This is a genomic window from Thermobaculum terrenum ATCC BAA-798, from assembly GCF_000025005.1.
In the GTDB taxonomy this organism is placed as follows: domain Bacteria; phylum Chloroflexota; class Chloroflexia; order Thermobaculales; family Thermobaculaceae; genus Thermobaculum; species Thermobaculum terrenum.
In genome coordinates this window covers 1,408,265-1,434,846 of the sequence record NC_013525.1, presented here as the reverse complement: position 1 = coordinate 1,434,846, position 26,582 = coordinate 1,408,265, and the positions used below count along the sequence as shown (strand labels likewise).

General features: G+C 51.7%; 29 protein-coding genes and 1 tRNA gene. 19 read left to right on the top strand and 11 right to left on the bottom strand.

Annotation, left to right across the window (positions count from 1 at the left end):
• Positions 1-132: 132 nt before the first annotated feature.
• Positions 133-1,434 carry an MFS transporter gene (locus TTER_RS06740; protein ID WP_012875269.1) on the top strand — a complete coding sequence of 434 codons (1,302 nt, stop codon included), beginning with the start codon at positions 133-135 and terminating at the stop codon, positions 1,432-1,434.
• Positions 1,435-1,437: 3 nt separating this feature from the next.
• On the opposite strand, the gene TTER_RS06735 is transcribed toward TTER_RS06740, so the two are convergent.
• The gene (locus TTER_RS06735; protein ID WP_012875268.1) at positions 1,438-1,656 is read right to left on the bottom strand and encodes a hypothetical protein; all 219 of its coding nucleotides are present in this window, start codon (positions 1,654-1,656) and stop codon (positions 1,438-1,440) included.
• Positions 1,657-1,769: 113 nt separating this feature from the next.
• Here TTER_RS06735 and TTER_RS06730 point away from each other — a divergent pair, with 113 nt between their 5' ends.
• Positions 1,770-3,158: a nicotinate phosphoribosyltransferase gene (locus tag TTER_RS06730; RefSeq protein WP_012875267.1), complete on the top strand. Its 1,389-nt coding sequence runs from the start codon at positions 1,770-1,772 to the stop codon at positions 3,156-3,158.
• Here the strand turns inward: TTER_RS06730 and TTER_RS06725 are convergent.
• Positions 3,135-4,262 (bottom strand): NAD(P)/FAD-dependent oxidoreductase, encoded by a 1,128-nt coding sequence (locus tag TTER_RS06725; RefSeq protein ID WP_012875266.1) that lies wholly within the window; start codon positions 4,260-4,262, stop codon positions 3,135-3,137. The two genes, TTER_RS06730 and TTER_RS06725, sit on opposite strands and share 24 nt — an antisense overlap.
• Complete coding sequence (locus tag TTER_RS06720; RefSeq protein ID WP_012875265.1) at positions 4,246-4,464, bottom strand: hypothetical protein; 219 nt, start codon at positions 4,462-4,464, stop codon at positions 4,246-4,248. Before TTER_RS06720 ends, TTER_RS06725 begins: the two co-directional genes overlap by 17 nt.
• Positions 4,465-4,655: 191 nt before the next feature.
• On the opposite strand from TTER_RS06720, the gene TTER_RS06715 reads away from it, so the two are divergent.
• From TTER_RS06715 to TTER_RS06705, 3 genes are all read left to right on the top strand, one after another.
• Positions 4,656-5,630, top strand: a complete 975-nt coding sequence (locus TTER_RS06715; RefSeq protein ID WP_012875264.1) for an aldo/keto reductase — start codon at positions 4,656-4,658, stop codon at positions 5,628-5,630.
• An 18-nt stretch (positions 5,631-5,648) separates the two neighbouring features.
• Positions 5,649-6,488 (top strand): NAD-dependent epimerase/dehydratase family protein, encoded by an 840-nt coding sequence (locus TTER_RS06710; protein ID WP_012875263.1) that lies wholly within the window; start codon positions 5,649-5,651, stop codon positions 6,486-6,488.
• Between the two features lie 198 nt (positions 6,489-6,686).
• Positions 6,687-6,763, top strand: a tRNA-Arg gene (locus TTER_RS06705).
• A gap of 33 nt (positions 6,764-6,796) precedes the next feature.
• On the opposite strand, the gene TTER_RS06700 is transcribed toward TTER_RS06705, so the two are convergent.
• The 6 genes from TTER_RS06700 to TTER_RS06675 all read right to left on the bottom strand — a co-directional run bounded on the left by TTER_RS06700 (position 6,797) and on the right by TTER_RS06675 (position 11,360).
• Positions 6,797-7,678: an ABC transporter permease gene (locus tag TTER_RS06700; RefSeq protein WP_241215196.1), complete on the bottom strand. Its 882-nt coding sequence runs from the start codon at positions 7,676-7,678 to the stop codon at positions 6,797-6,799.
• Complete coding sequence (gene modA / locus TTER_RS06695) at positions 7,675-8,493, bottom strand: molybdate ABC transporter substrate-binding protein (RefSeq protein ID WP_012875261.1); 819 nt, start codon at positions 8,491-8,493, stop codon at positions 7,675-7,677. The genes TTER_RS06700 and modA overlap by 4 nt, the downstream gene beginning before the upstream one ends.
• On the bottom strand, positions 8,477-9,034 hold the full coding sequence (locus tag TTER_RS06690; protein WP_012875260.1) for a PadR family transcriptional regulator: 558 nt from the start codon (positions 9,032-9,034) through the stop codon (positions 8,477-8,479). Before TTER_RS06690 ends, modA begins: the two co-directional genes overlap by 17 nt.
• A gap of 187 nt (positions 9,035-9,221) precedes the next feature.
• A complete protein-coding gene (locus TTER_RS06685; protein WP_041424406.1) occupies positions 9,222-9,659 on the bottom strand; it encodes a hypothetical protein in 438 nt (145 codons plus the stop codon).
• Between the two features lie 119 nt (positions 9,660-9,778).
• Positions 9,779-10,663, bottom strand: coding sequence for a manganese catalase family protein (locus TTER_RS06680; RefSeq protein ID WP_012875259.1), 885 nt, complete (start codon positions 10,661-10,663; stop codon positions 9,779-9,781).
• 241 nt (positions 10,664-10,904) lie between these two features.
• On the bottom strand, positions 10,905-11,360 hold the full coding sequence (locus TTER_RS06675) for a Fur family transcriptional regulator (RefSeq protein WP_012875258.1): 456 nt from the start codon (positions 11,358-11,360) through the stop codon (positions 10,905-10,907).
• Positions 11,361-11,573: 213 nt separating this feature from the next.
• Between TTER_RS06675 and TTER_RS06670 the strand changes: the two genes are divergently transcribed.
• From TTER_RS06670 to TTER_RS14720, 13 genes are all read left to right on the top strand, one after another.
• A complete protein-coding gene (locus tag TTER_RS06670) occupies positions 11,574-12,542 on the top strand; it encodes a PLP-dependent cysteine synthase family protein (protein ID WP_012875257.1) in 969 nt (322 codons plus the stop codon).
• A 56-nt stretch (positions 12,543-12,598) separates the two neighbouring features.
• Positions 12,599-13,693 carry a ubiquitin-like small modifier protein 1 gene (locus TTER_RS06665; protein WP_012875256.1) on the top strand — a complete coding sequence of 365 codons (1,095 nt, stop codon included), beginning with the start codon at positions 12,599-12,601 and terminating at the stop codon, positions 13,691-13,693.
• An 85-nt stretch (positions 13,694-13,778) separates the two neighbouring features.
• Positions 13,779-14,645 (top strand): sulfurtransferase, encoded by an 867-nt coding sequence (locus TTER_RS06660; RefSeq protein WP_012875255.1) that lies wholly within the window; start codon positions 13,779-13,781, stop codon positions 14,643-14,645.
• 67 nt (positions 14,646-14,712) lie between these two features.
• Positions 14,713-16,059: a selenium-binding family protein gene (locus tag TTER_RS06655; protein WP_012875254.1), complete on the top strand. Its 1,347-nt coding sequence runs from the start codon at positions 14,713-14,715 to the stop codon at positions 16,057-16,059.
• A gap of 73 nt (positions 16,060-16,132) precedes the next feature.
• Positions 16,133-16,630 carry a beta-class carbonic anhydrase gene (locus tag TTER_RS06650; RefSeq protein ID WP_012875253.1) on the top strand — a complete coding sequence of 166 codons (498 nt, stop codon included), beginning with the start codon at positions 16,133-16,135 and terminating at the stop codon, positions 16,628-16,630.
• Positions 16,631-16,652: 22 nt separating this feature from the next.
• Positions 16,653-17,093: a M67 family metallopeptidase gene (locus tag TTER_RS06645; protein ID WP_012875252.1), complete on the top strand. Its 441-nt coding sequence runs from the start codon at positions 16,653-16,655 to the stop codon at positions 17,091-17,093.
• Positions 17,094-17,115: 22 nt separating this feature from the next.
• Positions 17,116-17,472, top strand: coding sequence for a rhodanese-like domain-containing protein (locus tag TTER_RS06640; protein ID WP_012875251.1), 357 nt, complete (start codon positions 17,116-17,118; stop codon positions 17,470-17,472).
• Positions 17,473-17,562: 90 nt separating this feature from the next.
• Positions 17,563-18,903, top strand: a complete 1,341-nt coding sequence (locus TTER_RS06635) for an HD domain-containing protein (protein ID WP_012875250.1) — start codon at positions 17,563-17,565, stop codon at positions 18,901-18,903.
• 36 nt (positions 18,904-18,939) lie between these two features.
• On the top strand, positions 18,940-19,611 hold the full coding sequence (locus tag TTER_RS06630) for a class I SAM-dependent methyltransferase (protein ID WP_012875249.1): 672 nt from the start codon (positions 18,940-18,942) through the stop codon (positions 19,609-19,611).
• Positions 19,608-19,865 (top strand): YkoF family thiamine/hydroxymethylpyrimidine-binding protein, encoded by a 258-nt coding sequence (locus tag TTER_RS06625; RefSeq protein WP_012875248.1) that lies wholly within the window; start codon positions 19,608-19,610, stop codon positions 19,863-19,865. Before TTER_RS06630 ends, TTER_RS06625 begins: the two co-directional genes overlap by 4 nt.
• A gap of 155 nt (positions 19,866-20,020) precedes the next feature.
• Positions 20,021-21,013, top strand: coding sequence for a sugar phosphate nucleotidyltransferase (locus TTER_RS06620; protein ID WP_012875247.1), 993 nt, complete (start codon positions 20,021-20,023; stop codon positions 21,011-21,013).
• A gap of 61 nt (positions 21,014-21,074) precedes the next feature.
• Positions 21,075-21,740, top strand: coding sequence for a transglutaminase-like domain-containing protein (locus TTER_RS06615; protein WP_012875246.1), 666 nt, complete (start codon positions 21,075-21,077; stop codon positions 21,738-21,740).
• A gap of 29 nt (positions 21,741-21,769) precedes the next feature.
• On the top strand, positions 21,770-22,639 hold the full coding sequence (locus tag TTER_RS14720; protein WP_012875245.1) for a DUF4383 domain-containing protein: 870 nt from the start codon (positions 21,770-21,772) through the stop codon (positions 22,637-22,639).
• Positions 22,640-23,071: 432 nt separating this feature from the next.
• Here the strand turns inward: TTER_RS14720 and TTER_RS14715 are convergent, their stop codons facing one another.
• Both TTER_RS14715 and TTER_RS06595 read right to left on the bottom strand, forming a co-directional pair.
• A complete protein-coding gene (locus TTER_RS14715; RefSeq protein WP_012875243.1) occupies positions 23,072-23,956 on the bottom strand; it encodes a UbiA family prenyltransferase in 885 nt (294 codons plus the stop codon).
• A 23-nt stretch (positions 23,957-23,979) separates the two neighbouring features.
• Entirely contained in the window at positions 23,980-24,795 is an 816-nt protein-coding gene (locus TTER_RS06595; protein WP_012875242.1) for an endonuclease/exonuclease/phosphatase family protein, read from the bottom strand.
• A 78-nt stretch (positions 24,796-24,873) separates the two neighbouring features.
• Here TTER_RS06595 and TTER_RS06590 point away from each other — a divergent pair, with 78 nt between their 5' ends.
• Positions 24,874-26,574, top strand: a complete 1,701-nt coding sequence (locus TTER_RS06590; protein ID WP_012875241.1) for a serine hydrolase — start codon at positions 24,874-24,876, stop codon at positions 26,572-26,574.
• Positions 26,575-26,582 lie beyond the last annotated feature (8 nt).

The window sequence follows — 26,582 nt, the reverse complement described above, 5'->3', positions numbered from 1 at the left end:
AAATCAAGAGGATACTTAATAGAAATCTATTAGTGTGTCCTCACGAAATTGATGGCATAATTGATTCTGGTCCGAGTCATGGAGGTGAATCCGTGACTCTTTATGTTTTTATTTTGACATAGGGGCGGGATTTTGCAAACGGAAAATAATTATTCTAGCGTTGATGCAAAGAAGACAGCAGATATCTTCTATCCGGGTGCCTTTGGTTCATTCCGCATCAAGGAGTATCGTATATACTTTCCAGGGGCTATGATTGCAGCACTGGGCATGTGGGTACAGATAGTTGCCCAGGGCTGGTTGATCGTGAACCTTACCAGCTCGGAGTTCCTGATTGGTCTGGTAGCGTTCTGCGCCAACTTGCCTTTCCTGCTGCTGTCGCTGCCGGGAGGGATGCTAGCTGATAGGTTAGAGAAGCGCAAGGTTGTTATGACTTCCCAGGGTATCAATGCTATCTTTATGGTGCTCATGGGGCTGTTGGTGGTTACTGGAAAGGCGAACATATGGCTGTTGATGGTTTGGTTGCTGGTTGTTGGGTCCGTGGGTGCCATAAGTATGCCATCTCAGCAGTCGATGTTACCGGAGATAGTGGGTCGCAAGAACCTGATGAATGCCATTGCGCTTAACTCGGCTCAGTTCAACCTGACTGGTGTCATAGGGCCTACTCTAGGCGGCTTTGCAGTGAAATACATAGGTATCGCCGGAGCCTATTTCTTCAACGGACTGACGCTGGTGATCGCGATGGTCACGCTGTGGGCTATACGACCGCAATTTGCCAGTAAGGCTTTATCCTCTACCAGAAGTCGAGAGACCGCGAGCCTGGCGTACGCAGCCCGTCATGTATGGACGGATAGCAGGATCAGAACGATCGTAGTGCTGGCAGCGGTACAGACGCTCTTCCTGCAACCCTACAATACTCTGCTACCAGTGTTTGCCAAGGATGTGCTGCATATGGGAGCGAGTGGTTATGGCCTATTGCTGGGTGCAGTGGGACTCGGAGCTTTTGTGGGTGCGATGATGCTGGCCTTCAAGGGAGAGATCACGAGCAAGGGCAAGTGGTTGATAGTTGCCCAGGTTGCGTCGGCGCTGGGGATAATGTCCTTTGCGGTAATGCGTCACCTGCCTTTCGCGCTGGTGGCGTTATTTGTGGCGGGATGGGGGATCGTGACCTTCCTGGCGATGGGCAACTCGCTTTTGCAGACGGTGGTGCCGGATGAGCTCAGGGGGAGAGTCATGAGCTGTTGGATGCTGGTTGTGCTAGGGCTGACTCCTTTTGGGAGCTTGTACATAGGCAGCCTGGCTTCAGCTGTGGGGCCAGTGGCCTCACTGGTAATCTGTGCGTTGGTTGCGCTGGTGTGTGCTGGAGCGATCATCGCCAAGGAGAGGGAGCTTTTCAAGAGCAATTTCTCTCTGGTTGCTCAGCCTGTCAGGGTATAGGTGTCATAGCCATCCGGCTCTTCTACGCAGGTCAGCCCACCACCCTGCGGTCTCAGGTGGAGTTTCCAGGGGGTGTCTATCCCTGCTGCGGATGGTCGGTCCTATGGAAAACTCTGTGCGTCGCCTGCGAGAGCGCCACTGCCAAAGGCCACCGGCTGCTGCAGCTAGTCCTGCTGCCGAGAGCCAAACCCAGGGCTTCTTGAGCTGTGCTCCGATCTTCATGCTGATTCCCTCCTTGATGCTGGAATTTTAGACCCCAGTGCAATGTGAATAATAATATAAAAGGGCCTATGTGCAAAAGACCGGTATTGACTTCTGCCCTGGGGGTGATTGTGATGAGCTACCTGGACGAGAATGCCATACCTCTTTCGATAGACCTGTATGAGCTCACTATGGGTGCGAGCTACCATGCACTCGGGATGGATGGCCGTGCTACATTTAGCCTGTTCGTTCGCAGCCTGCCTCCTGGCAGATCTTTCCTAGTGGTGGCGGGCGTGGAGGATGCACTAAGGCGGTTAGAGAACCTGCGGTTCGACGAGCGTGCGCTAGAGTACATCGCTACTTTGCCTCAGGTGCGCCCCGACTTTGTGGAGTATCTACGGTCCTTCAGGTTCGAGGGAGATGTGTGGGCGGTCCCCGAGGGTTCTATAGTGTTCCCCAACGAGCCGGTACTGGAAATAACTGCATCCATTATCCATGGGCAGATAGCTGAGCCGGTCGTAATGAATGCTTTGCACTATCCCACCCTGGTAGCGACCAAGGCCGCTAGGTGTGTGCTGGCGGCACAAGGCAAGCCCCTATTCGACTTCGGGCTACGTCGTGCCCCCGAAATAGATGGAGGACTGGCTGCTGCCCGGGCGTGCTACCTGGCAGGCTTTAGTGGGACCAGCAACGTGCTAGCTGGCAAGGTCTACGGTATCCCTGTGGTGGGTACCATGGCCCATTCCTTCGTGGAGTCCTTCCCTAACGAGAGGTTGGCGTTTGAGGGATTCGTAAGTACGTTCCCACACAGGATAACACTGCTGATCGATACCTACGACGTGCTTATGGGGGCGCAACACGTTGTGGAGGTCAGCCGAAAGTTTGCGGGCACTGGCAAGCAGATCTCAGCGGTGCGTATCGACAGCGGCGACCTCGAAGCACTCAGCAGGCAGGTTAGGAAGCTACTTGATTCTGAAGGGCTTCAAGATATCAGGATCATGGCGAGTGGTGGTCTTGATGAGTACGAGATAGACAGGCTGCTCAGAAATGGTGCTCCTATCGATTCCTTTGGAGTGGGCACACGCGTGGTGACGGCAGAGGATGCTCCAGTGTTGGATATGAGCTACAAGCTGGTGCAGTTCGATGGGCGTCCTAAGCTGAAGTTGAGCGAGGGCAAGAGGACGATCGTGGGGGCCAAGCAGCTTTGGCGTAGAATAGACACCACAGGCCTCTATGCGGAGGACATGATCTCTGGCAGGGAGGAGCAAGCGCCAGACGATGGAGAGTGGCTTCCACTGCTGAGGCCGATGATGAAGGCTGGCAGGATCACTGAATCTTTTGATCTTGAGGAGGCGCGTCGCCAGCATGCCCGCGAGGTGGAGCGGCTACCATCCCATCTGCGAGACATCCATAGTGTGGGAGAGTACAAAGTGACGCTCAGCTCTCAGCTACAGGAGAGGCAGCGACTTGCAGAGGAGATGATAGCTCAGGAGGAGGGACTAGCTGCTAAACCTCAAAGGTGAGTATGGCGTGAGGTCCATATCCGGCTCCTGGTCGGTGGCCAGCTGGGCTGCCAACATACCGGTATAAGGGCCAAGCTGTAAGCCGTAGGCTCCATGCCCGCTAGCGACAATTACCGACGGGAGGTCGGGCACTCGTCCGATGATCGGCAGGCCGTCAGGTGTGACGGGTCGTAATCCTACGTTAACTCCCAATAATCTGGCGGAGCCAAGGGACGGCGCTACTTTGTAGATCGTGTCAGCGATCTCTCTGATGCCCGCCAACGTTGGCTTAGGATGAAAGCCTACGTCCTCATGTGTTGCGCCTGCCAGCACCTTGCACACAGGAAATGTGAGCAGATAATGTGGAAAGTCGCCCATTACAATTGGCCACTGATCAGTGCGAGTGTCGGGAACTTCCAGATGCAGGATCTGTCCGCGCTGGGGGCTGATGGGCAGTGATACTGCTGAGAACTGCCCGATGATCTGCCTGGACCATGCACCTGCTGCCAGGACAAGCCTCTGAGTAGTGATGGTTGTACTGTCTGCCTTCAGAGCGATCTCCTGTTGGGATATGCTATCTATGCTTGCCCTTGCACGAATGTAATGGGCTCCTCGCTTGATCGCCTGCAACAGGAGGGCATCACGTAGGTTGGCACCATTGAGTCTGCCCGGACCATCCACGTATACTGCTCCCTGGCTGGGGACCAGCAGTGGGAAGTAGCGGTGGACGTACTCTGGGTCTATCACCTCTACATGCCCGTGCATCGGGGCGCCTTCCATGCCATGGCGCCTTAGTTGCCTGGCGAGACTCTCGGCATCTACTGGCGATCTGGGATCGGTTATGAGATACAACAAGCCACACCTCTCGAGCAGGCGCTCGTTACCAAGCTTATCTACAAGTCCTTCCAAATAGCTAACGGCCCTGTAAGCTAAAGGAAAGTAGTATGGTGAAGGGTGGAAAGTAACTCCAGGGGCGACGATACCTGCACCTGCAGGTGTGGCAGCTCCCTGTTCCATGGGGTCTATGATCGTTGGCGAGTGGCCCATCTCCGCGAGGAAGTAAGCGCATGCGGCCCCGACGACACCGGCGCCTATGATGGCCACATCGCTACTGAGTTGCCTCATGCTCCTGTGCCTCCTGGCGAGTAGCTTCTGCCAGCTTCTTCTTGAGCTGTGCTATCTCACGACGGGCTGCTGAGATCTCTGCATTGAGTTCATCTATCCAGTCAGGGTCTGTGGCCGCCTGGAGCCTGTCGAGGTTGTCGGCGACGCTTTTCGAGAGCACGTCTATCCTCTGGACGATCTTCTGTATCTCCTGCTGATTCATGTCCCCTCCCAGCGCTGTTACCAAGCATAGTCAGCTTGAACTCTGTCCATTATAAACTAGTCGCACTGTCACGCTAGTGCTCTCATAGGATACCCTATATACACCCTAACAACCAGGTATGATGGCAAGTATAATGCAGATGGATATGCTGGTTCCCCGCGTTAAATCTTGTTTTCCAGGAGGTTGTGAAGTTGGATACTCGACGTTTGGGCAACACAGACATGATGATCACTCCTATAGGATTCGGGGCCTGGGCGATCGGAGGTGGTGGTTGGGCTTCCGGTTGGGGGCCTCAGGACGACAATGAATCCATAGCTGCTATCCACAAGGCTCTTGATCTGGGCATCAACTGGATCGATACTGCTGCTGTCTATGGTCTCGGCCATTCTGAGGAGGTAGTTGCAAGGGCCCTAGATGGCATCTCTGATAGGCCTTACATCTTCACCAAGTGTGGTCTTGTGTGGGACGAGAGTGGGAGGATCTCCAACAGCCTTAAGAGAGATTCTATTCGTCGTGAGCTGGAAGCGAGCCTGCGGCGCCTGCGTGTGGAAGTGATCGATCTATACCAGATCCACTGGCCAAACCCTGACGAGGACATAGAAGAGGGTTGGAGCACACTGGCAGAGCTGCAGCAGGAGGGTAAGGTACGCTATATAGGTGTTTCTAACTTCAGCGTGGAGCAGATGCAGCGGGCGATGCGCATCGCGCCTATCTCATCCCTACAGCCACCTTACAACCTACTCAACAGGAGCATCGAGAAGGAGATACTGCCTTTCTGTCAGGAGCACAATATAGGAGTAATTGCCTACTCGCCAATGGCCTCTGGCCTGCTCACAGGTAAAGTGACTGCCGAGTGGGTGCGCAACCTGCCGGACGATGACTGGCGTAAACGCAGCCCTGAGTTCAACGAACCGAGGCTCTCACGTAATCTGAAGTTGGTCGAGAAGCTACGAGAGATCGGTAGCCGTCACGGGAAGTCCCCGGCCGAGGTAGCGATCGCCTGGGTGCTGAGACATCCGGCTGTAACGGGCGCGATAGTTGGAGCACGTAGGCCCGACCAGGTGGAGGGCATTATCGGTGCTGCCGATTTCAGACTCTCTCAGGAGGAACTGGATGAGATCGAGCAGTTCCTGACCGAGCTTGACTCTGTAGCTCAGACCCAATAGATCACGGAGGAACATCTCATGCCTAAAGTAGTCGTGACAGGCGGTAGTGGCAAGGCCGGCAGAGCGGTCGTTAGAGACCTCCTGGAACATGGATATGAGGTGCTAAGTGTAGATCTGGTGCCGCCAGCTGAGAGGCTTTGCCCCTCGCTCGTGGCCGATCTAACTGATCTTGGCGAGACCTACGATGCCTTCAAGGGCTATGAGATGGTTGTGCATCTGGCGGCCATCCCCGCTCCCGGTATTCGCACCGACGAGGTAACATTCCGCACTAACACGCTGAGCACCTACAACGTCTTCTCTGTGGCAAAGGATATAGGCATGTCCCGGGTAGTATGGGCTTCCAGCGAGACCACTTTGGGGTTGCCTTTCGACCGCGAGCAGCCAGCATATGCGCCTATAGATGAGAACCACCCTCTATATCCGGAGTCTAGCTATGCCCTGTCGAAAGTGCTGGGCGAGGAGATGGCACGGCAATTCAACCGCTGGACGGGTATCCCATTCATAGGACTGCGCTTCTCCAATATCATGGAACCCCAAGACTATGCGCAGTTTCCTACGTTCTGGGATGACCCAACGAAGCGAAAGTGGAACCTTTGGGGCTATGTGGATGCTCGAGATGTTGCTCAGGCATGCAGGCTGGGATTGCAGGCAGATATCAATAGTGCCGAGGTGTTCATCATAGCTGCGGCCGATACCGTCATGAACCGTCCAAGCAGAGAGTTGCTTGCCGAGGTATTTCCCAACGTGCCGCTCCACAAAGAGATAGGAGATTTCGAGACGCTGCTCTCGATAGATAAGGCGAGGCGCATGCTGGGCTATGATCCTCAGTACTCATGGAGGCAATATGTGGGTTTGTAGAGGGGGGCTCCAGAGGAGTATGGGATCTCCCTCTACCTCATACCCTTTCCTTTTGCTCGGTGTAATCTCGGTAGCTAGAAGTTCTTCGTTGAGAGGGACAAACCGTGTTAGGGGGAGGGAGGAGCCCTATCTATAGGGGGCTCCTCCCATATCTTGCCACCCCTTCATCTCTTTGCTACACTTTGTGTGAGGAAATTTGTGCCCGTAGTTCAGTTGGATAGAACGCTTGGTTGCGGACCAAGTGGTCGGGGGTTCGAGTCCCTCCGGGCACGCCACTCCATACCAGCCTGCTACTTAATCTCCGCTTGCTAGTAGATCTCTGCCCGCGTTACTGACTGCTTCAGCGCCCACTTCACGATCATGATCACTCCAAACGACACGCACAGCAGGATCGCTGAGAGCACCACTGCTGATTCCAGGTCGATGTTGAAGCCAAGGTAGATGGCGATGGGGATAGTCTGCGTGCGCCCTGGGAAATTGCCCGCGAAGATGATCGTCGCACCGAACTCCCCCAGTGCCCTGGCCCATGTCATGATTGCTCCACTGATCATCGCTACCCTTGCCATCGGGAATGTGATGCTCCAGAACAACCGTAAGGAGCCCGCCCCGTCCACCATGCCCGCCTCCTCCAGTGAGCTGTCCACCGATGCGATCCCGTTCATCGTCGCTCGTATATAGAAAGGGGCTGAGACGAAGGTTTGCGCGAGCACTACCGCCAATGGGGTGAATGGTATCTGCAAGCCCAAATCGGCAAGCCGCTCCCCCAGGATGCCATGTCTGCCGAATGTGAGCAGCAGGGCGATGCCAGCAGCCGAGGGGGGCAGTACCAGCGGCAGATCGATCAGGGTGTCGAGCATCTTCTTACCGCGGAAGCGATAACGCGCCATCAGATAGGCCAGCGGTGTGCCCAGCGCTACAGTCACACACGTAGTGGTTATTGTAGTGTAGGCGCTTAGCGCTATAGCCATCGATACCTGTTGGTCAGTAAGGTACGCGATCACTTCTTCCAGTGGTGCCTGAGCTACCAGCGCTATCATTGGAATCACCAGGAAGAGCATCATTGGAGCACTGGCGATGATGAGTGCTAGGTGCCTCGGATACCATGACCTTCGGTCTGTGCTCGGTGTGCATGCTACCTCGCTCGTACTGGTCTCATTGAGCTGCGTCTGCATCATTTCCCTGCTGCTCACTTGGTCTTGCCTGCCGGAATGAAGCCGTACTGTTTCAATATAGTCTGTCCCCTAGCCGAAAGCACGAACTCAACGTATTGCCTTGCGAGATCACCGTGCTTGCTATTTTTGACGATGGCTATGGGATAGCTGGCTGTTACGTTGTAAGCATCCGGGATCTCTATGGTGCTTACTTTGTCTCTGGGAGCTGTGGTTGCATCTGAACTGTAGACCACTCCTGCGTCTGCCTCACCCAAAGTCACTTTCTGCAGCACCGCCTTGACGTTATCCTCATACGATACTACATTGGCTAGTACTTTCTGCTTGAAATCATTTCCCAGTTGCGGATCACGGGATGCTAGATCCAGAAACTGCATCGTGTAATTGCCGACTGGTACTTCCTGGGATGCCAGCACTACCTTCACTCCAGGAGCTGACAAATCCTCAAGAGACCTTACCTTTTGGTCATCTCGAGGTGTGACCACCACCAGATGGTTGCGGACGAAAGTTCTGGGGCTGTCCTTCTCTACCAGTCCATAGTCTATGGCCTTCTGCATGTTCTTCCCGTCGGCAGATGCAAATACGTCAGCGGGTGCTCCTTGGTGCATCTGTTCCACCAGGTCCTGTGAGCCGGCAAAGCTGTTCACCACTTTCACGCCTTGATGGGCAGCTTCGAACTCTTTACCTATCTGAGTAAATGCACCAGTCAGGGATGCGGCAGCAAACACAGTCAGGGTCTGCGATCCGCTGCTTGATGAGCCAATCCCGCCTGCCCCGCATCCCAGCGCCAATACTAGCAACGCTGACAATAGCAGATACCTAAGCTGAGAGCACATCTCCTCCCTCCTTGCGGTTTATCATCTCACGGCAGGTGCTCAGCCATTCCATGATCGACCTCACCTGCTGCCTGCGGAACTCGAGCACCATCTGTTCATAGGTATCAACACCCGAGTGAACACTTTCCAAATCGCTCAACCACCTGCGGCACTCATTGTGCTGGGCGGCTATTAGCTCGCTGGCCGTTCCCTTGCGTGTTGCAAAGTACAGCTTGGCAAGAAACGTCAGTCTCATCTCCCTGGGCTTCCTAACGGGCTCGTACATCCATCGCGTGAAGGTCTCACGTCCTTCCCTCGTCAGGGCGAGCATCTTGCGCGGAGGCTTGGCATCCTGAGGCTCCAGCCAGCTGGTTAGCAGTCCCTCTTCTTCCAAGCGACCGAGTAGTGCGTAGGTGTGCCCACGCTTGATCCTCCAGACGTGTGATAGGGGGCTAGCTTTGATTAGCCTCTGATGCATCTCGTAAGGATGTGCAGGACTGTCCTCCAGCAAGCCCAATAGCGCGTACTCTATAGATAGAGGTTGTCTACCATAGTGGGCCATAAGTTCTCCAATACTTAGTAGTTAGACTTTTACTATTCAAACTTTGAATACAGTTGTGGCATGAATATATCCTTACTCAGCCAGTAAGTCAATACCCTAAAGTAGCTGCAGGCTGAGTAAGCTAGGTAGCACTATTCCTAAAGGTTGAGGGATTACAGCAACTCTGTAGTAAAGTACCTATGTGCAGCTATAGGGAGTGCCTGCGGAGGAAGAACCCCATCCACCCAAGGATAAGTCCCACTGCTGCGGCGACGATCGTGGCGCCCACTATCGTGAGCAGCACGGAGATACGTTGGCCCGTGAAGTTGGCGTCTGTGAAGCCGACCTTCATAGCGAACACGGTAAACCTAAGGGTCTGCATAGCTAGCAGCGGGGCTACTACGAAACCGGCAGCCACCGCGCCTGCAGCTAATGCTCCTCCCAGCCTGATGCTTGTGAAATAGCCGGCTAGGATGGGCATCACTATCCATATCAACAGCACGGCCCATGATGCTAAGGCTGGAGCTACTGTGCCAACTATGGGGGTAAGCACCAGCATCAACACTAGGCTAATGGCACCGAAAAGTAGCCCCATCCCTATACCTCGGGCTATACCTGACTCGCCCCTGGCCCTTATAGCAGTCATGACACTACTCCTTACACTTTTTCTACAGATACGTCCGCATAATACGTTCCATGAGGTCATATGTAAGAAGGCATAAAAATAGGGGGAGGTACGAGTACCTCCCCCGTGTGCTGGTGCTGCTAGGACATCAGCTTCTTGGCGATCTCTGCCAGCATCTCGGGATCGTATCCCGGGGCGAACTCCTCTGGCACATCATTTAGCTCAGGAATCTCACCTCCAGCTGGAGGGCCATCTACCACCGTCAGCTCACCACCGTCGGTGGGGTGAGTACCGGTCCAGATGCGTGTGACGTCCTTGTAGTCCTCAGGACTGAACCTGTACAGAGTCCTGTGTATGCCCTGCTCCTCGAACTTTCTGGCCTCAGGGAACTTGGCGTTCTCGATGTTGGGGACAGGCAGCATCTTCGTCACGTTTACACCTGTGAGCGTCTCGAGAGCTTTGGCATAAGCTACCTGGTGTACTCCACCCCTTACAAGCAAGTAACCGAGCATCTGCCGAGCCACGGGATTGTCCGTCATCTCGTATACACGCAGCTTCTGGAGGCGTGCGCCACACTCCAGGAAGAAGTTATGCAGCAGATCCAGGACCAGATCACCGCTGGCGAACACATAGTCTCCTCTCCAGGCTTCACCCATAGAATTGCCCACCAAGGCAGTCTGGCCGTTGACTATGAAGTGGTGGACGTTGCGGTAGTTCACCGCGGAGCCCAATGGCGCGTTCACGGGCTCGTCCGTCTTGGTGGAGCCTGTAAGCATCATATTGATAGTGGCTGCAACCAGCTCTATGTGTCCTAGTTCCTCAGTGCTGATGTTGGCTATAAGGTCGTAATATGGCTTAAGCTTCTTCTTGCCTCGAAAGTTGAAGGACTGATAAGTGTAGTTCATCAACGTTGACATCTCACCGAACCTGCCACCTAGCAGCTCTTGTACAGCGGCGGCGGCGTTAGGATCGGGATGCTCGGGTTGCGGTAGTTCCACCTGTAGCTTGTCTATCCTCAGATACATGCTCTCGCTCTCCTTTCTTAAGTGGTTTATATTTTGCCTTCAGAGGCCAAGAACCTGCGCTGCAATCTACATACCAGTAAGGGTATCTGAAGAAGAAGTGGAGAACATGTATCATCAAAATTTATGGACACTATAAGAGATTTAGATAGATTAATATCTTAAGTGAGTCCATTCGTAGCTAGAATATAAGGTCAGGCTAATACTTAGCGGCTCAGGTCATAGTAACCTTACTGTGTTATTACTAGCGATGGGGCTGCCGACTTTCCCTCTCCCTGCAGACTCGGCAGCGACCGAAGATTGCAAAGTGGGTAAGCAGGGCATCAAAACCATACTTCTGATGCAGATCCTTCCTCAGCCCCGCAAAGATCTCATCGCTTACCTCCTCTACGTGTCCACAGGACTGACATATCAAGTGGTGATGCTTGGCTTTATCGACCGGATGATACTGCACTCTGCCACCGCCGAGGTCGGTCTGAGTCACGAATCCCGCGTCGCGAAGCACCTCCATCGTCCTGTAGACCGTCGAGAAGCTGATATGTGGATACCTGCTTTTGACATGCTCGTACAGCTCTTCTGCAGTCACGTGATCTTCACTGGAGAGCACAGCCTCCAGGATCATGAGCCTCTGTGGCGTAAGCCTGTATCCCATTTCCTGCAGACTTTGAGCTGCCTTCTCTACAGTAATAGTGTCCGACACCCTAAGTACCCCCTATGCGACTAATAGCATTTCAATCATAACAGATATCCGATAGTAAATGCAAATGGATGCATATAATAAGCCGACCCATCAGCCCCATACTATTGCACAAATCTCCTTGATTCTGATATCCTGTAGAAGACAGTGGATGCGTTGGCATTGTTATTGCGAATTTTTGCACTTATAGATAGTATAGTTTGAGAGGCACATATCATGTATGGTGCGTATACTGTAAACGACCCAATCATCAACCTCGACAGGGCAGGTACTATAGAGTCGCCTTTGGACCTCATCGGCAACACGCCTTTGATCAGGTTGCGAAGCTTCGAGCGTGAGCTTTCTCCAGGCGTGGAGCTTTACGCCAAGGCCGAGTGGTTCAACATAGGAGGCTCCGTCAAGGACAGGCCTGCTCTGCGCATCATAGAGGATGCTGAGAGGGACGGCAGGCTCACCCATGACAAGATACTTATAGACTCCACAAGCGGTAACACGGGTATTGCCTATGCTCTGATCTGCGCTGTCAAGGGATACCAGTGCGAGATCGTCATGCCTGAGAACGCCAGTGAGGAGCGCAAGAGGATAATCGCCGCCTATGGGGCTAAGATTATCTATACCGATCCTTACGAGGGCTCTGATGGGGCCATTCGGTACGTGCGGGAGCTTGTCGCTAGGAATCCTGAAAAGTACTTCTACGCCGATCAGTACAACAACCCTTCCAACTGGAGGGCCCACTACGACACCACCGCTCCCGAGGTCTGGGACCAGACCGGAGGGCGAGTGACACACTTCGTGGCTGGGCTTGGCACTACTGGCACCATGACGGGCACCGGCCGCCGACTGAAAGAGCTTAACCCCGAGGTGCAGCTCATAGGTGTGGAGCCTGATGCGCCGTTTCATGGTCTGGAAGGGCTCAAGCACCTGGAGACGGCCATCGTACCAGGTATCTATGATGCCAGCGTCATAGATAAGAAGGTCGGCGTGAGTACAGAGGATGCCTACGAGGCTGCTCGGCAGCTGGCCCGACAGGAAGGCATCCTGGTTGGGCCAAGCGCCGGGGCAGCTCTGAAGGCAGCGCTTGATGTAGCACGCACCCTCCGTCATGGGGTTGTGGTTGTGCTCTTCCCAGATTCTGGCACAAGATATCTTTCCACCGAGTTGTGGAGGCTTCAGGGTCCAAGATAGTATCATTCTCTTCAAGAAGATTTTTGTAAAGACCATACCATCAAGGGGGATAACTCATGGCAAAGGTTGAGGTTCAGATACCAGGTCCTCTAAGGGTACATACTAACCAGCAGACCAAGGTAGAGGCATCTGGTAGTAATGTCTCAGAAGTATTGGCTAACCTGGCTGAGCAGTACCCAGGACTTAAGAGCCAGCTGTACGAGGCAGATGGCTCTGTTAGGAGGTTCATTAACCTCTTCGTCAATGGTGAGGATGTACGTGGCAAGCAGGGGCTTGATACTCCTGTGAATGATGGAGATAAGATTGGTATTCTGCCAGCTATGGCTGGTGGTGCCGAGCTCACCCCTGAGCAGGTCAGGAGGTACCACAGGCATATAATCATGCCGGAGATCGGTAGCAAGGGTCAGAGAAGGCTGATCAACTCCAAGGTACTCATCATAGGCGCCGGCGGGTTGGGGAGCCCAGCCGCTCTGTACTTGGCAGCTGCGGGGGTGGGTACCATCGGTATAGTCGACTTCGACGTGGTCGAGATCAGCAACCTGCATCGGCAGATACTTCACGGCGACGCTGATCTTGGACGCCCCAAGGTCGACTCCGCTGCTGATGCCATACACAGGGTCAATCCCACGGTCAACGTCGTCAAACACAATGAGCCGCTGACCTCGGAAAACGCCCGAGAGATAATCCGCCAGTATGACGTCGTGATCAACGGCTCGGACAACTTCCCGACCCGCTACCTGGTGAACGACGTCTCTTACTGGGAGGGCAAGCCTCTGGTAGACGGCAGCATCATGCGCTTTGATGGTCAGGTCACGGTCTACGCACCAGGCTATGGGTGCTACAGGGATCTCTTCCCCACACCTCCACCTCCAGGCTCTGTGCCGAGCTGCGCCGAGGCGGGGGTGCTGGGCGTGATGTGCGGCATCATCGGCTCCATACAGGCCATGGAGGCCATAAAGCTTATAGTAGGCATAGGCGAACCCCTCATCGGACGCATGCTGATAGTCGATGCTCTCAACACGGAGTTCAGAGAGCTGAAGCTGCGCAAGGATCCCAATTGTCCGGTATGTGGTGAGCACCCCACTATCACCGAGCCCATAGACTACGTTGAGTTCTGCGGGGTGCCTCACGAGACTGCCCTCATCGGGTAGTCCCTAAGCTTGGATCGCTGCAAGAGCAATCTTGCATGAGATTTGTTGCAAATGGAAATCAAATCGATAATTGAGGAGGAAAGACATGACCCAATCGGTGGAGCAGACTACTCAGCAGTACGCCAATCCTGACGCACTGGTAAGCACGGAGTGGGTGGCTCAGCACCTCAATGACCCCAACATCCGTATCATTGAGGTGGATGTAGATACCTCGGCTTACGAGCAGGGCCACATTCCAGGTGCCATCGCCTGGAACTGGAAGCAGGACCTACAGCAGCAGCCAGTCCGCGATATCCCCAATAAGGAGCAGTGGGAGGACCTGCTTTCGAGATCGGGCATCACTCCTGATACCACTGTAATCCTCTACGGTGACAACAATAACTGGTTCGCTGCCTTCGCTTACTGGCTCTTCAAGCTTTATGGTCACAATAACGTCAAACTCATGAATGGTGGCCGCAAGAAGTGGCTTGAGGAGGGGCGAGAGCTCACCAACGATGTACCTTCTTATCCTAGGACAGACTACAAGGCTCCTGAACCCACTCCACAGCTCAGGGCTCTAAGGGATGAGGTTATGAAGGTACTTGGAAGGCCAGATGTAGGACTGGTTGATGTCCGTAGCCCCAAGGAATTCTCTGGTGAGCTGCTGGCTCCTGAGAACCTGCCTCAGGAAGGTGCCCAGAGAGGCGGGCATATACCTGGTGCCAAGAACATTCCCTGGAGCACCGCGGTCAACGAGGATGGCACCTTCAAATCTCCTGAAGAACTACGCAAGATCTACCAGGATCAGGGCATTACACCCGATAAGGAGGTGGTCACCTACTGCAGGATCGGTGAGCGCAGCGCCCATACTTGGTTCGTGCTCCACGAGCTGCTGGGCTACAAGGATGTACGCAACTACGACGGTTCCTGGACCGAGTGGGGCAGCGTCGTAGGGGCACCCATAGAGCGCTAGGTAACGGTGTTATGGGAGGTGCGCATCGCCTCCCATAATTACTTTAAAGCTATAGGAGGTAGCGAAGATGCAGTCCCATGATGATCACGCCCACGGCATCGGCCATAGGGTTGGTTATGCATCGCCTGAAGAGGCCCTAAAGGCCCCGAGGGAAGAGATAGTCTATGTTGCCTCTCTGCACACTGGTACAGGAGTTGATGAGCCAGATTTTCTAGCGGTGGTGGACGTCAATCCCGATTCCGATACGTACGGTCAGATAATTCACAAGACATACATGCCCAATAAGGGTGATGAGCTGCACCACTTTGGATGGCAAGTATGCAGCAGCGCTTGCCACACTAACCTCAATCGCCAGTACATAGTGGTGCCCGGATTCCGGAGCACCAACGTCCACATAATAGATGTTATGACCGATCCCCGCCATCCTGAGATTGCCAAAGTGATACCTGGCGAGGAGATCAAACGGAAGACCGGCCTTTCGGCACCCCACACCGTTCACTGCATGCCCGGCGAGGTAGTCGTCATAAGCATGCTCGGCGATGAGAACGGCGATACTCCAGGCGGGTTCGCTGTGCTGGATGCTAAGAACTTCGACGTGCTTGGCAGGTGGGAGGCTAGACCCGGGGAAATACAGTTCAACTATGACTTCTGGTATCAACCTAGGAAGAACACCCTTATCTCTAGCGAATGGGCTGCACCCAAGACTTTCCAGGATGGCTTTAACCTGCAGGATGTCCAAGAGGGGAAGTATGGCCACAGCATACACTTCTGGGACCTATCTGAGAAGAGGGTCGTACAGAGCATCGATCTAGGCGAGGAAGGTTCGATCCCGCTCGAAGTCCGGTGGCTGCATAACCCAGATGCCGAAACAGGCTTCGTTGGCGCAGCCCTTAGTAGTGCCATCTGGCGCTGGTACAAAGAGGATGGTGAATGGAAAGCGCAGAAGGTGATTCAGGTTGAGCCAAAGGATGTCGAGGGCTGGCCTTTCCCGGTGCCGGGCCTTATCACCGACTTAGTGGTCTCTATGGACGACAGATTCCTTTACTTCTCTGACTGGTTGCATGGTGACCTGCGCCAATATGATATCTCCGATCCAGCCAATCCCAAGCTTACAGGACAGGTATGGCTCGGAGGAGTCCTGCAGCCAGTGTACATGAATGGTCGCAAGCTCGAAGGCGGCCCTCAGATGCTACAGCTATCTATGGATGGTCGCCGGCTGTACGTGACCAACTCTCTTTACTCCTCGTGGGATAACCAGTTCTACCCAGAACTTAAGTCTTGGATGCTCAAGATAGACTGCGATCCCGATGGCGGGATGAAGCTGGATGAGAACTTCTACGTTGATTTCGGCACAGCTCGGGCTCATGAGATGCACCTGCCCGGAGGCGACTGCACTACCGAGATCTTTCAATAGTCTATAGAGCTGAATTTTGTATCATGGGTATGATTGGGAGTGCCCAGTCATACCCATGTTTTGGGAGGTGAAAGTGTCCGTATTCGATGAGTTGCTTGCGAATAATCAGAGCTACGCTCAAAGTTTCAATTATGGCGATCTGCCTGCGCCCCCTAGGAGGCATATAGCTATAGTCACGTGCATGGATGCCCGCATCGATCCCATCAGCGCTCTGGGTTTAGATCTGGGTGATGCTCACGTGATACGCAACGCTGGAGGTCGCATTACCGAGGATGTGATAAGATCCCTGGTGATATCTCAGCAGTTGCTTGGCACTCGCGAAGTCGCGATCATCCAGCACACAAAGTGCGGTATGCTCAGCTTCACCAATGAGCAGCTTCGTGACAAGATCAAACAGGATCTAAATGTAGATGCCTCTGGGTTGGATTTCCTACCGTTCACCAGCCATGAGGAGAGCCTGAGGGAGGACATACGCAAGTTACTTGGCTCTGGTCTCCTGGCCAAAGACACGATCATTACGCCTGCCATCTATGATGTTGAAACGGGTAGAATTCATAAAGTTGAAATCTAAGCAGAGGATGTGTTGAGGGCGTATGGTAGAACTACCTAGAAAGATCTACGAAGCTATAGTCCAGCATGCACAGGAAGGTTGGCCTAATGAGATATGCGGACTTATAGCAGGCAACCCCGACCCAATACAGGTCTATAGAGTGAAAAACTCAGCTGAGAACCCTATGGCTATGTTTATCATGGACTCTCAGGAACAATTTAAGGTGATGATGGAGATCGAAGAGAAAGGGTGGGAGCTCTACGGCATCTACCACTCCCATCCCTCAAGCGAGGCGTATCCCTCTCAGATGGACAAGGATTTTGCCCGATTCTATCCGGATGTCCTACAGTTCATATGTAGCCTTGAGGATAGAGATAATCCCAGGCTACGGGCTTTTTACATAATTGATGGAGATGTTAGGGAACAGGGGATTAGAGTAGTCAATACTGAGCCAGGGGAAGAAAAGCCTATAGTTTGCTGCTAGAAACTTTACAGGAGGAAAAGACATGCCTTACCGTCTTGCAAAGGATGAAGAAGAAACTCAAGAACCGTTTGACCGCATACCTCCAGAGGAAGCTTACCGCATGGTCGAGAGCGGCGAGGCCGTCCTTATAGATGTGCGCGAGCAGAATGAGTGGGATGAGGGTCACATGCCCAAGGCCAGGCACGTGCCTCTTCAAACCTTCTTATCAGATCCCACCAAGTATGTATCTCCAGACCAGAAGGTGATATTTTCTTGCGCATCTGGCCAGCGGAGCGCAGTCGCAGCTGAGATGGCAGCCGCAGTTGGAGTCAGGCAGGCCTATAACCTTGAAGGTGGAATCAAAGCTTGGAGTGAGAAGGGCCTGCCGGTAGAGAAGTAACTATAAGGTTAGGTGATGGCAGGCGTTCCCAAATAAATGGGACCAGCCTGCCATCACCACACGGTTTCAAAGTCGTGCTACAATCCTCAAATGGAAAACTTTATCGGCGAAGATGTCACCGTCATACGCGACAGCCTCTACAGCCAAGTTCCGATCGGCGAACACGTACGTGCGCTCATATCTACCCCTCAATTCCTGCGGCTGCAGCGTATTAAGCAGCTTGGCTGGGTCTACATGGTTTGGCCCGGTGCCACCCACACTCGATATGAACACTCCCTGGGGGTGTATTACCTCGCCAGGAAGGCCTTGGAGCATCTGATACGTCTAGGGAAGAACGGTGGTCTAGAGGACCCTCAACCTGGCGAGATCCGAACTGTTCTTGCCGCTGCTTTACTTCATGATATAGGTCACTACCCGTATTCCCACGGCATCGAAGAGTTAGGTCCCCCGGTGCTTCCTCATGAGGAAGTAGGAGCCATGGTGATAGGCTCCACCGATGTGTCGTCTGTACTGTGGGATTGGGGAGTAGACCCGCATCGAGTTATAAGCCTGATAGCCCCTAGCAAATCCCCGGAACATGAGATCAACGGCAGATGGCTAATATACAGATCTTTGCTGTCAGGTGCACTGGATATAGACAAGATAGATTATCTGCCAAGAGATGCTCAGGCATGTAATGTTCCCTATGGCAGGGTGGATACTGAAAGGCTTATAGCGTCTCTGCGTGTCCTGCAATTTGAAGGCTCTCCACATCTGGCTATCACCGACAAAGGTATCAGCGCTCTGCATTCATTGATCCGTGCGCGTCAGGAAATGTTCGATAACGTATACTGGCATCATACTAATCGTGCCTGTATGGTGATGCTACTCAGAGCCGTACAGGACGCTATAGAGGCTGGGGTGCTGTCTTCCGAGGACCTAATAAACCATGATGATTACTCTCTAATAGCTTTGCTGCTTCGTTCGGACATGCCAGATACTACAAGGAGTTTGGTTGAGAGCTTAGTTGCAAGAAGGCTACACAAGCGAGCCATAGAGTTCTCTGTACAAGCAGGAGTGACTTTCCAGCGTCTTAATTCTCTTTTCTACCATCCAGGAAGTCGCAAGGAACTTGAGATCAGACTGGCTAGTATCTTGTCCGAACTTACTGGACTGGAGGTGATGCCCCACGAAATACTGATAGATATTCCTAAGCCTGAGCGTTGGGATGTGGATGCCTTGGTGGTATTTCGCAGGCCACCAATAGGTTTGAATCAAATAATGACCTGGAGCGAGGCCACAGGTATGCGCTCTCACGACCTCTCTGCCTATGAATCCTATCAGCGTAGGATTCGTATTGTCACCACGCAGAGATTGAGGGATAGAGTGTGGACTCTCAAGGACCGGTTAATAGGAGAATTGATGGCTCCGAGTAATAGGCCGGCAAGTTAGAGACTATTGTTAAATACCTTGCGGAGGGCCCTGGAGGTGTTTGAGGATTATTTCGCCCCTATAGCTTCCAAGTACGACCAATGGTACCAAGAACCTCTTGGTAACTATATAGATCAGTTGGAAACTAGTCTGGTTATGGCCCTGCTGGCACCACAAGCAGGCGAGACTATCGCAGATGTGGGAGCAGGTACCGGTAGGTTTGCTGCACAACTTGCTCGTATTGGTGTCAACGTTGTAGCTATAGAGCCATCTGGCCCCATGCGCGATATCGGCGTCCGAACTACTCGAGATCTGTCTGTGCGCTGGATCAACTCAACAGCAGAGCACATGGCGCTGGCAGATAACAGCGTCGATGCCGCGGTTGCAATAACAGTACTTGAGTTCGTCAGTTATCCAGAGATCGTAATCTCCGAGATGAAGCGCATAGTTAGGCCTCATGGAAGGATAGTACTGGGTGTACTTAACGCTCTTTCGCCTTGGGCGGCGCTATACAGATACCTTGGAGATTTGGATATACCTCCCTGGCCACATGCCAAGTTCAAGAGTCGGGAAGATATCGGGAGGCTATTGGGGATAGAATCCGAGGAAGTCAAAGGATGCGTGCACCTGGCGCCTGATGCTCGCCCCCCATTTGATGAAGCGGACAAGGCTGGAGTCAGGGCAGGTAATCAACCAGCATTTTTGGTAGCCAAAAAGGAGGTAACATGAAGGTAACGGCCCTTGTAGCAGTTTATCCCATAGGACAGCAGGACTATACCCCAGTCGATGCGGCTATAGATGCTCTTCGTGAAAGCGGTCTAGAGGTTCAAGTCTTCCCAACGCACTCTACGGTTAGTGGGGATATCGACGCCCTTTTTGCTGGCCTCAAGGCAGCCTATCAGAAAGCGGCCGAGTATGGAGGCACAATTATGACCACGACCGTGACGAATATTTGCCCTGATATGAGTAGATATGAAGGCTGAGAGACCGCGCTTTGATTCTGGGCTTTCAATCTGCTCTCAACCAATGATAAGGACCACAACTAAAACAAAACTAGATCTAGGGATTGGCACTAAACTTCAGAGTGATATAATCGCGTTCAAGCATCAAGAAGAAAAATAGGAGATGAAGCTAGCCTATGAAGATAGTACTTCCACTTGCAGGACTTGGAACAAGGCTCAGACCTCATACGTATACTCGACCCAAGGCACTGGTAAGCCTCGCGGGTAAGCCACTCCTGGCTCACATCATAGATCGTCTCTCCCCTCTGCCTTGTGAGGAGATGATATTTATTACTGGATATCTTGGCGAGCAGATAGAGGAATATATAAAGACTCACTACAGCTTCAACTCTCGTTTCGTGGAACAGAAGGAACCTAAGGGGCAAGCGCATGCTATCCAGCTTGCACGGGAGTGGATAAACGGTCCTACATTCATAGTCTTTGCTGATACCATCTTTGAAACAGATGTGACTAGACTCTTGCAGGTAGAATCGGATGGCCTCTTGTACGTTCATCAAGTAGAGGATCCTCGTAGGTTTGGCGTTACCGTTCTCGACGGCAAGTATGTAAAGAAGATAGTTGAGAAGCCCAAGACCCCTGTGAGCAATTTGGCAATAGTAGGTCTGTATTATTTCCGCTATGGAGAACAGCTAATTGAGGCCATAGATGAGCTAATATCCTCTAACAAGCAAACCCAAGGTGAATTTTATCTGGCGGATGCTATTCAAATAATGATAGATAAGGGTGCTAAGTTTGAGACCGAAGAGATTAACCTCTGGCTCGACGCTGGTACTCCGTCTGCATTGTTAGAGACGAATCGATATCTTCTCAGCAAGCATCCACAGCATGAGTACAATTTCCCAGGTAGTGTCATTAGGTCCCCTGTTTACATCCCGGAGACTGCTAGGATTGAAGACTCCATTATTGGTCCTTATGTGAGCCTGGATGAAGGTGCTGTGGTAAAGTCGTCCATAATTCAGGACTCCATTCTAGGCCAAGAGTGCACAATAGAGTTTGCAGCTCTCTACCACTCTCTGATCGGCAACAGCGCAGTAGTGCGGGGCAGCCATACTACCCTTAATGTCGGGGATAACTCTAGCATAAGTCTTGGACAATTCGATGAACTCTAAGCACTTCTAAAAACTTAGAACTATGTTTATAATTCCGCCACAGGCGAAAGGTGGTGGAAAGATGACCAGGGCTCGATATATCTCTAGCTCCATAGCTTTGTATCTGCTGTGGAGCTTCTTTGTTCTTTACCCCAATCCAGCAATGTTCTTCTCTTCAATCCCAAGGGCTATATCTCCGCCTATCGACGAACAAGCTGTGGCAGATATGGCCTCGAAGTTGCCTGATGATCCGGCAGCTATCGAGAGCGCCGTGAATAGCTACATTCGTTACGAGGTCCCGTGGCAAACCTATAATGTTCCCTGGTATTTTCCTACTGTGAGTGAAGCTTTGGCTAACAGGGCAGGAGATTGCCAAGCACGTATGATCGTCTTTGCTAGCATCCTAGAATACAAGGATATGCCTTACAAGCTGCGTTATTCTCTCGATCACGCATGGGTAGAGTACCCTAGAAAGAAGCCCAACCTGCTTGAAAAGAGGTCCCTTTCTGTCATGGTCAGTGACGGCAAGAGTATGAAGCTGAGTATTCCAAAGCAGGTGCAATGGAAGGAGACTTACAGGATTCGCAAGCAGCTGTGGTGGGATTATATGCCCATGGAGAAGAGGATCCTGATGCTGCTAGGGTTGCCGGTTGTAGTCTTTAGGCGCAAAATCTATGTATTGTTTGGCAGAGCTTCGAGAGCATTTATATCCATGCCTCGTTGGGTCAAGATAACCAACCGCTTGTGATCGATGGGCCTGGGCTTAGAGGGTATGCCATGATCAAGGCGTTTAGCACTCTGATTGGATTCTGTTTTACCTTGTTGGGTGTTATGGGGGCCATACCCGTGATTCATGCTCCTTGGCCTGACTCTGCACCTGACTTGATCATCGAGAATGCCTATGGGTATCTGTTCGGCATTTTACCCAGAAACTTACTCTTAAATGCACTTCATATAATAATCGGAAGCGTCATTTTGTATGCATCCAGGAGCGATTACACCGCCTACATGTCGCTCAGATTCGCGGCAATTATGTTCTTCCTGCTAGCCTTGCTGGGATTGTTTCCCTTTACTGAGACTCTTTTCGGGTTTATGCCTCTCTTTGGCCCCAATGTACTCCTGCATGGTCTTACTGCTATCGGTAGCTTTATCTTTCTGATATCGGTAGATATGCCACATCCAGGTCGTGGTGATAAGTTGATATTCTCAAGATGCCCACAGCTTGTATCCACATTACTTGCGTTTGGGGCTGGCTATTTCCTGGCGGTAACCTTGACAGATCTAGCTTATTGGTGGTCCTCAATGCCGTGGTATATATCACCCGAACACAAGGCATTCTACGTACGATTTTGGTCCGAAGCATCTTTCTGGTTAATACTTGCTGGCGTCTGCACATTTACAGCAGCAACTGTTCTTTCTATAGTACAGACCAAGCTGCAAGGTATTAATAACCTCTATCCATCGATTATTTGCTTGATTGTGGGCGTGCTCAACCTCATGATTCGCATCCCTGATTTCTCAGCTGTGATAATTCCTTGGGGTGTCTGCATTTCCTTGCTTACCTCAGCAGCTGCTATCATAGCCTATGCTCGTCAATTTGGAGCGACAAGATCCAATCCCAATAGTTTATTTGTGGACGGTGTATGAGCCATGTTGAGGCACCCACTTGTGACCTCCATAGTGTCGGCAACAGCTTTCGTGCTCTTGGTAGGTACCCCTACGGACGTTATACCGAATCCCTTATTCACTCGTATGACACCAGTGAGATTATTCGATTACCTGTTGTTGTGCGTGAACGCCTTGCTGTTTGGCATTTGGGTTTATCTCTCTACCAGAAAAGGATGCTCTCTAAACTCCATACACAGGCCAACTATAAGTGCGATGCTCTCCTTCCTTGCGATAGGATGCCCAACATGCAATAAGCTGGTACTGCTCTTGGTAGGTGCAAGTGGAGCCCTAAACTTCTGGGCTCCAATACAACCTGTTGTGGGATCTGTAGCTACTGCTTTAATGGCCTCAGTTGTCATTTGGGAACTCAGGAGATTGAAGGCCCATAGCTAACCACAGACTCTTCTCTATCTAATAGATAGCTATCAACCACAGTAGATAAACTGTCAGGGATATACCTGTAACAGCGCTCAGACGCATTACCTGCTTGTAGTTGCTGATGATTGCTCTCTCGTCGAACCTTCTGGACCAATAAGTTAGGAGGATTGCCTGGAGAGCAGTGCCCGCCAGTGCAATGCCCGCATACCATCCGCTATACGATTTTGCTAGCACATAAGCCAGCAGCGATCCACCAATGGTCTGTAAGCTTATAGCCCATATGAAGCATTTGGCAGGGCCAATGGCCACAGCAAGCGTCCTGTCGCCTCGTTTTGTGTCCTCCTCTATCTGGTATATCTGTGTAAGTGGATATAAACCTAGTATGATAAATATGGCTGTCATGGCTCCTATAGTACCTCTGATCGACATGACACCAGATAAGTCCCCTCTTTCTGCCAGCCATCCTGCTAGGAACACAACTAACCCTTGCCCAAGGCCGATAGCGGTAGTACTGCTCCACGGAGAGCTCTTCAACCTTATACGGGGATGGGAATAAGCCACAGACAAGGCGGCAAACACTATGTATGCCAGAGCAAATCCAGGACTAATCGTACAGGCTATAAGGAAGCCGATGAGCTTGCAAGCCAGTGAAAATGGCAGGAGATATCCACTCACAGGAGGTGGATGAAGCAAGCCTCCTACTGGTCCTGTATCACGATCGTAATAGGAGTTAAGAGCCGTAGCTCCTCCATACAGGAATACGTGCAGCGCTATATATCCGAGGCATTGATCCCAGCCTAAGCTTCCTCCAGCAAGCAACCAACCCCATAGGTATACAGGTGACAGCAGTATCTGGAAGTGCAGCCGCAAATGGACAAACAAATCCCGATAGGGGATTAGAGAAACTGATCTAATCATGATGTAGTTTATCCGACATAATATTACTGACCTAATGATAGATCTGCGATCAGAGGAAAGTGATCGCTAGGGAAGATTGGAGGCTCACCGGTTCGATCGAGGTGGAAACTCCTGATGTACCACCTGGCATTTCCATCTCTTACCAGTATCCAATCTATCCTGCCAGAGTGCGTAGGCTTGCCAGTAAATCTGTGAAACGTGAACCCCTCCTTATCTTCCATGCAACCAGCCTCCAAATAGGCATCCTTAAAGCCCGCATCCATAAAAAGCTTGTACGGTTCGGTCTCGGGGGTGCAGTTGAAGTCTCCAGTTATCAGCACAGGAAATCTATTAGGGACTATAGATTCTATTTGAGAGAGCAGTTTCTTTGTCCCTTCTACTCTTGCAGTGCGGCCTTCGTGATCTAGATGGGTATTGAAGTGAAAGAATCTCAACCCACTAGCTTTATGCTCGAAAAGGCACCAAGTGGCCACGCGGATGCAGGCGGCATCCCATCCAAGTCCCATCTGAGTGCAATCCTCATTGAGCCAGAACCCGCCTGAATTGATCCTTTCCAGCTTATCCTTTTTCCAGTAGATGGCGGCATACTCCCAAGGTTCTCTAGCGCCATACTGCAGCCCAATGTACTTATCGTAGTCTCTCATCTCTTGGTACTTTTGTAGATTACCTTCCTGCACTTCTTGAAAGCCTATGAGATCTGGATTATTAGACAGAATAGTTCTTAAGTTCAGCGATGCTCTATGATCCCAAGCATTCTCACCGTCTTTATGGACAGCGCCTCTGACGTTAAAGCTCATCACTCGTATATCAGCCGACTTGACAGATATGTTTGCCTCCAACTTCTCTCTCCTTGGTGTCTGTCAAAAGCATTGTAACGAAGTTATAGTAAAATGTGCTCGCTCTCATTGGAGGAGGTTATGAATATCGATATTGAGGCTATAGAAAACTGGGTTGAGGAAACTAGACATAGATGGAAAGTCCCTGCCATTGGTTTGGCACTAGTCATCAATGGTAAAGAAGAGTTGCTCAGAGGTTTTGGACAAAGAGATCTTGACCTTGCACTACCAGCAACGGAATCCACTCTGTTCGCTATAGGCTCCTGTACCAAAGCCTTCACTGCTACTGCCCTGGCTTTGTTAGTAGAGCGTGGGCTGATGCAGTGGAATGTCCCGGTCAAGGAGTACATACCGTCATTCGAGCTATATGATAGGGATGCGTCTGCAAAGATCACTCCAGTCGATCTGCTTATTCATAGTTCTGGTTTGCCAAGACATGACCTGGTGTGGTACAGTGCCCCTCAATTATCCCGGAAGGATCTACTGTCACGTCTGCGGTATCTCGAACCTAGTAAAGACTTGCGCGCTGCCTGGCAATATCAAAACCTAATGTATGTTGTGGCAGGCTGCCTGATCCAGGAACTTACAGGAATGACTTGGGAGGATTTTGTTCTCACGCACATCTTGAAGCCTTTGGGCATGAGCAATACCAACTTTTCAGTGCGGGCGTCACAGCTATCGACTGATTATGCTCTGCCCTACGTGCAGGAGAACGAAGCAGTAAGAAGAACCGACTTTTTTGATTTGGATGCTATGGGGCCAGCAGGATCGATAAATTCGTGTGTAAGAGATATGGCTAAGTGGTTGCTATTTCACTTGGGATATTCCACTCATGAGATTTTTGGATCGACAAGCTCCCTGGAAAAGCTGCGTACTCCCCACATGCCCATAAGCACTCCTCCAAGGTATAAAGAACTATCTTATCAGGATTATTGTCTTGGATGGGTATCACAGACTTATAGGGGACGTAGATTGCTTTATCATGGAGGCAATATAGATGGGTTTTCTGCTCTGACCAGCTTCTGTCCCGAGTTAAGTATCGGCCTGGTGGTGCTGTCAAATATGGGGCAGAGTCCAGCTCCACAAGCAATCACTTTTGGTATCTACGACAGGCTTTTTGGTATGAGCCCACTGGACTGGAATGCTAGGCTTGAATCTGAGCAGGAACAGTCTAGGAAAATGACAACTCTGGGGCGCGAGGTCAGAGAAAAGGGCAGGAAGCCTGATGCAGCCCATTCACACAGCTTAGAAGACTATACCGGTACCTATAGCCACCCTGGGTATGGGACCCTGCAGATTTCCCAAGAGGAGGATGGAAGCCTATCAGTGCGCCTGAATGAACTTTCAGGAAAGGGTGCCCACTATCACTATGATACTTTTCTACTAGAGTTTGAGAAGTTACCTAGCCCCTTGCCTGCTACCTTTACAGCTAATTCCAGGGGAATCATAGATAGAGTTAGTATTCCTCTCGAAGCATCTGTCTCTGAGGTAGTCTTCAGACGTCGAGCTGCAGAAGAGTTATACGACCGATCGTACCTGCAGAGCTTTGTCGGTGATTATATCGCAGAAAGTAAGACAGTCGCCGTAACTCTTGATCGAGATGCATTACGCCTTGTGATCCCCGGCGAGTTGGATATATCGATGATACCCGAGAACCTCAACACTTTCGTTGCTATAAACACGTCATCCATATATGCTGAATTTGCCGTGTCCGAAGAAACTACGAGACTTATCCTTGCAGGACCTGAGTGGGCCATTGAGGCGCAGCGCACTACTGCATAGATATTCAG

Bases quoted from the DNA above. Each gene is read 5' to 3' on its own strand.
- TTER_RS06735 (WP_012875268.1), bottom strand. From the start codon at position 1,656: ATGAAGATCGGAGCACAGCTCAAGAAGCCCTGGGTTTGGCTCTCGGCA.
- TTER_RS06730 (WP_012875267.1), top strand. From the start codon at position 1,770: ATGAGCTACCTGGACGAGAATGCCATACCTCTTTCGATAGACCTGTAT.
- TTER_RS06725 (WP_012875266.1), bottom strand. From the start codon at position 4,262: ATGAGGCAACTCAGTAGCGATGTGGCCATCATAGGCGCCGGTGTCGTC.
- TTER_RS06720 (WP_012875265.1), bottom strand. From the start codon at position 4,464: ATGAATCAGCAGGAGATACAGAAGATCGTCCAGAGGATAGACGTGCTC.
- TTER_RS06710 (WP_012875263.1), top strand. From the start codon at position 5,649: ATGCCTAAAGTAGTCGTGACAGGCGGTAGTGGCAAGGCCGGCAGAGCG.
- modA (WP_012875261.1), bottom strand. From the start codon at position 8,493: ATGTGCTCTCAGCTTAGGTATCTGCTATTGTCAGCGTTGCTAGTATTG.
- TTER_RS06690 (WP_012875260.1), bottom strand. From the start codon at position 9,034: ATGGCCCACTATGGTAGACAACCTCTATCTATAGAGTACGCGCTATTG.
- TTER_RS06685 (WP_041424406.1), bottom strand. From the start codon at position 9,659: ATGACTGCTATAAGGGCCAGGGGCGAGTCAGGTATAGCCCGAGGTATA.
- TTER_RS06680 (WP_012875259.1), bottom strand. From the start codon at position 10,663: ATGTATCTGAGGATAGACAAGCTACAGGTGGAACTACCGCAACCCGAG.
- TTER_RS06670 (WP_012875257.1), top strand. From the start codon at position 11,574: ATGTATGGTGCGTATACTGTAAACGACCCAATCATCAACCTCGACAGG.
- TTER_RS06665 (WP_012875256.1), top strand. From the start codon at position 12,599: ATGGCAAAGGTTGAGGTTCAGATACCAGGTCCTCTAAGGGTACATACT.
- TTER_RS06660 (WP_012875255.1), top strand. From the start codon at position 13,779: ATGACCCAATCGGTGGAGCAGACTACTCAGCAGTACGCCAATCCTGAC.
- TTER_RS06655 (WP_012875254.1), top strand. From the start codon at position 14,713: ATGCAGTCCCATGATGATCACGCCCACGGCATCGGCCATAGGGTTGGT.
- TTER_RS06645 (WP_012875252.1), top strand. From the start codon at position 16,653: ATGGTAGAACTACCTAGAAAGATCTACGAAGCTATAGTCCAGCATGCA.
- TTER_RS06640 (WP_012875251.1), top strand. From the start codon at position 17,116: ATGCCTTACCGTCTTGCAAAGGATGAAGAAGAAACTCAAGAACCGTTT.
- TTER_RS06635 (WP_012875250.1), top strand. From the start codon at position 17,563: ATGGAAAACTTTATCGGCGAAGATGTCACCGTCATACGCGACAGCCTC.
- TTER_RS06625 (WP_012875248.1), top strand. From the start codon at position 19,608: ATGAAGGTAACGGCCCTTGTAGCAGTTTATCCCATAGGACAGCAGGAC.
- TTER_RS06620 (WP_012875247.1), top strand. From the start codon at position 20,021: ATGAAGATAGTACTTCCACTTGCAGGACTTGGAACAAGGCTCAGACCT.
- TTER_RS06615 (WP_012875246.1), top strand. From the start codon at position 21,075: ATGACCAGGGCTCGATATATCTCTAGCTCCATAGCTTTGTATCTGCTG.
- TTER_RS14720 (WP_012875245.1), top strand. From the start codon at position 21,770: ATGATCAAGGCGTTTAGCACTCTGATTGGATTCTGTTTTACCTTGTTG.
- TTER_RS14715 (WP_012875243.1), bottom strand. From the start codon at position 23,956: ATGATTAGATCAGTTTCTCTAATCCCCTATCGGGATTTGTTTGTCCAT.
- TTER_RS06590 (WP_012875241.1), top strand. From the start codon at position 24,874: ATGAATATCGATATTGAGGCTATAGAAAACTGGGTTGAGGAAACTAGA.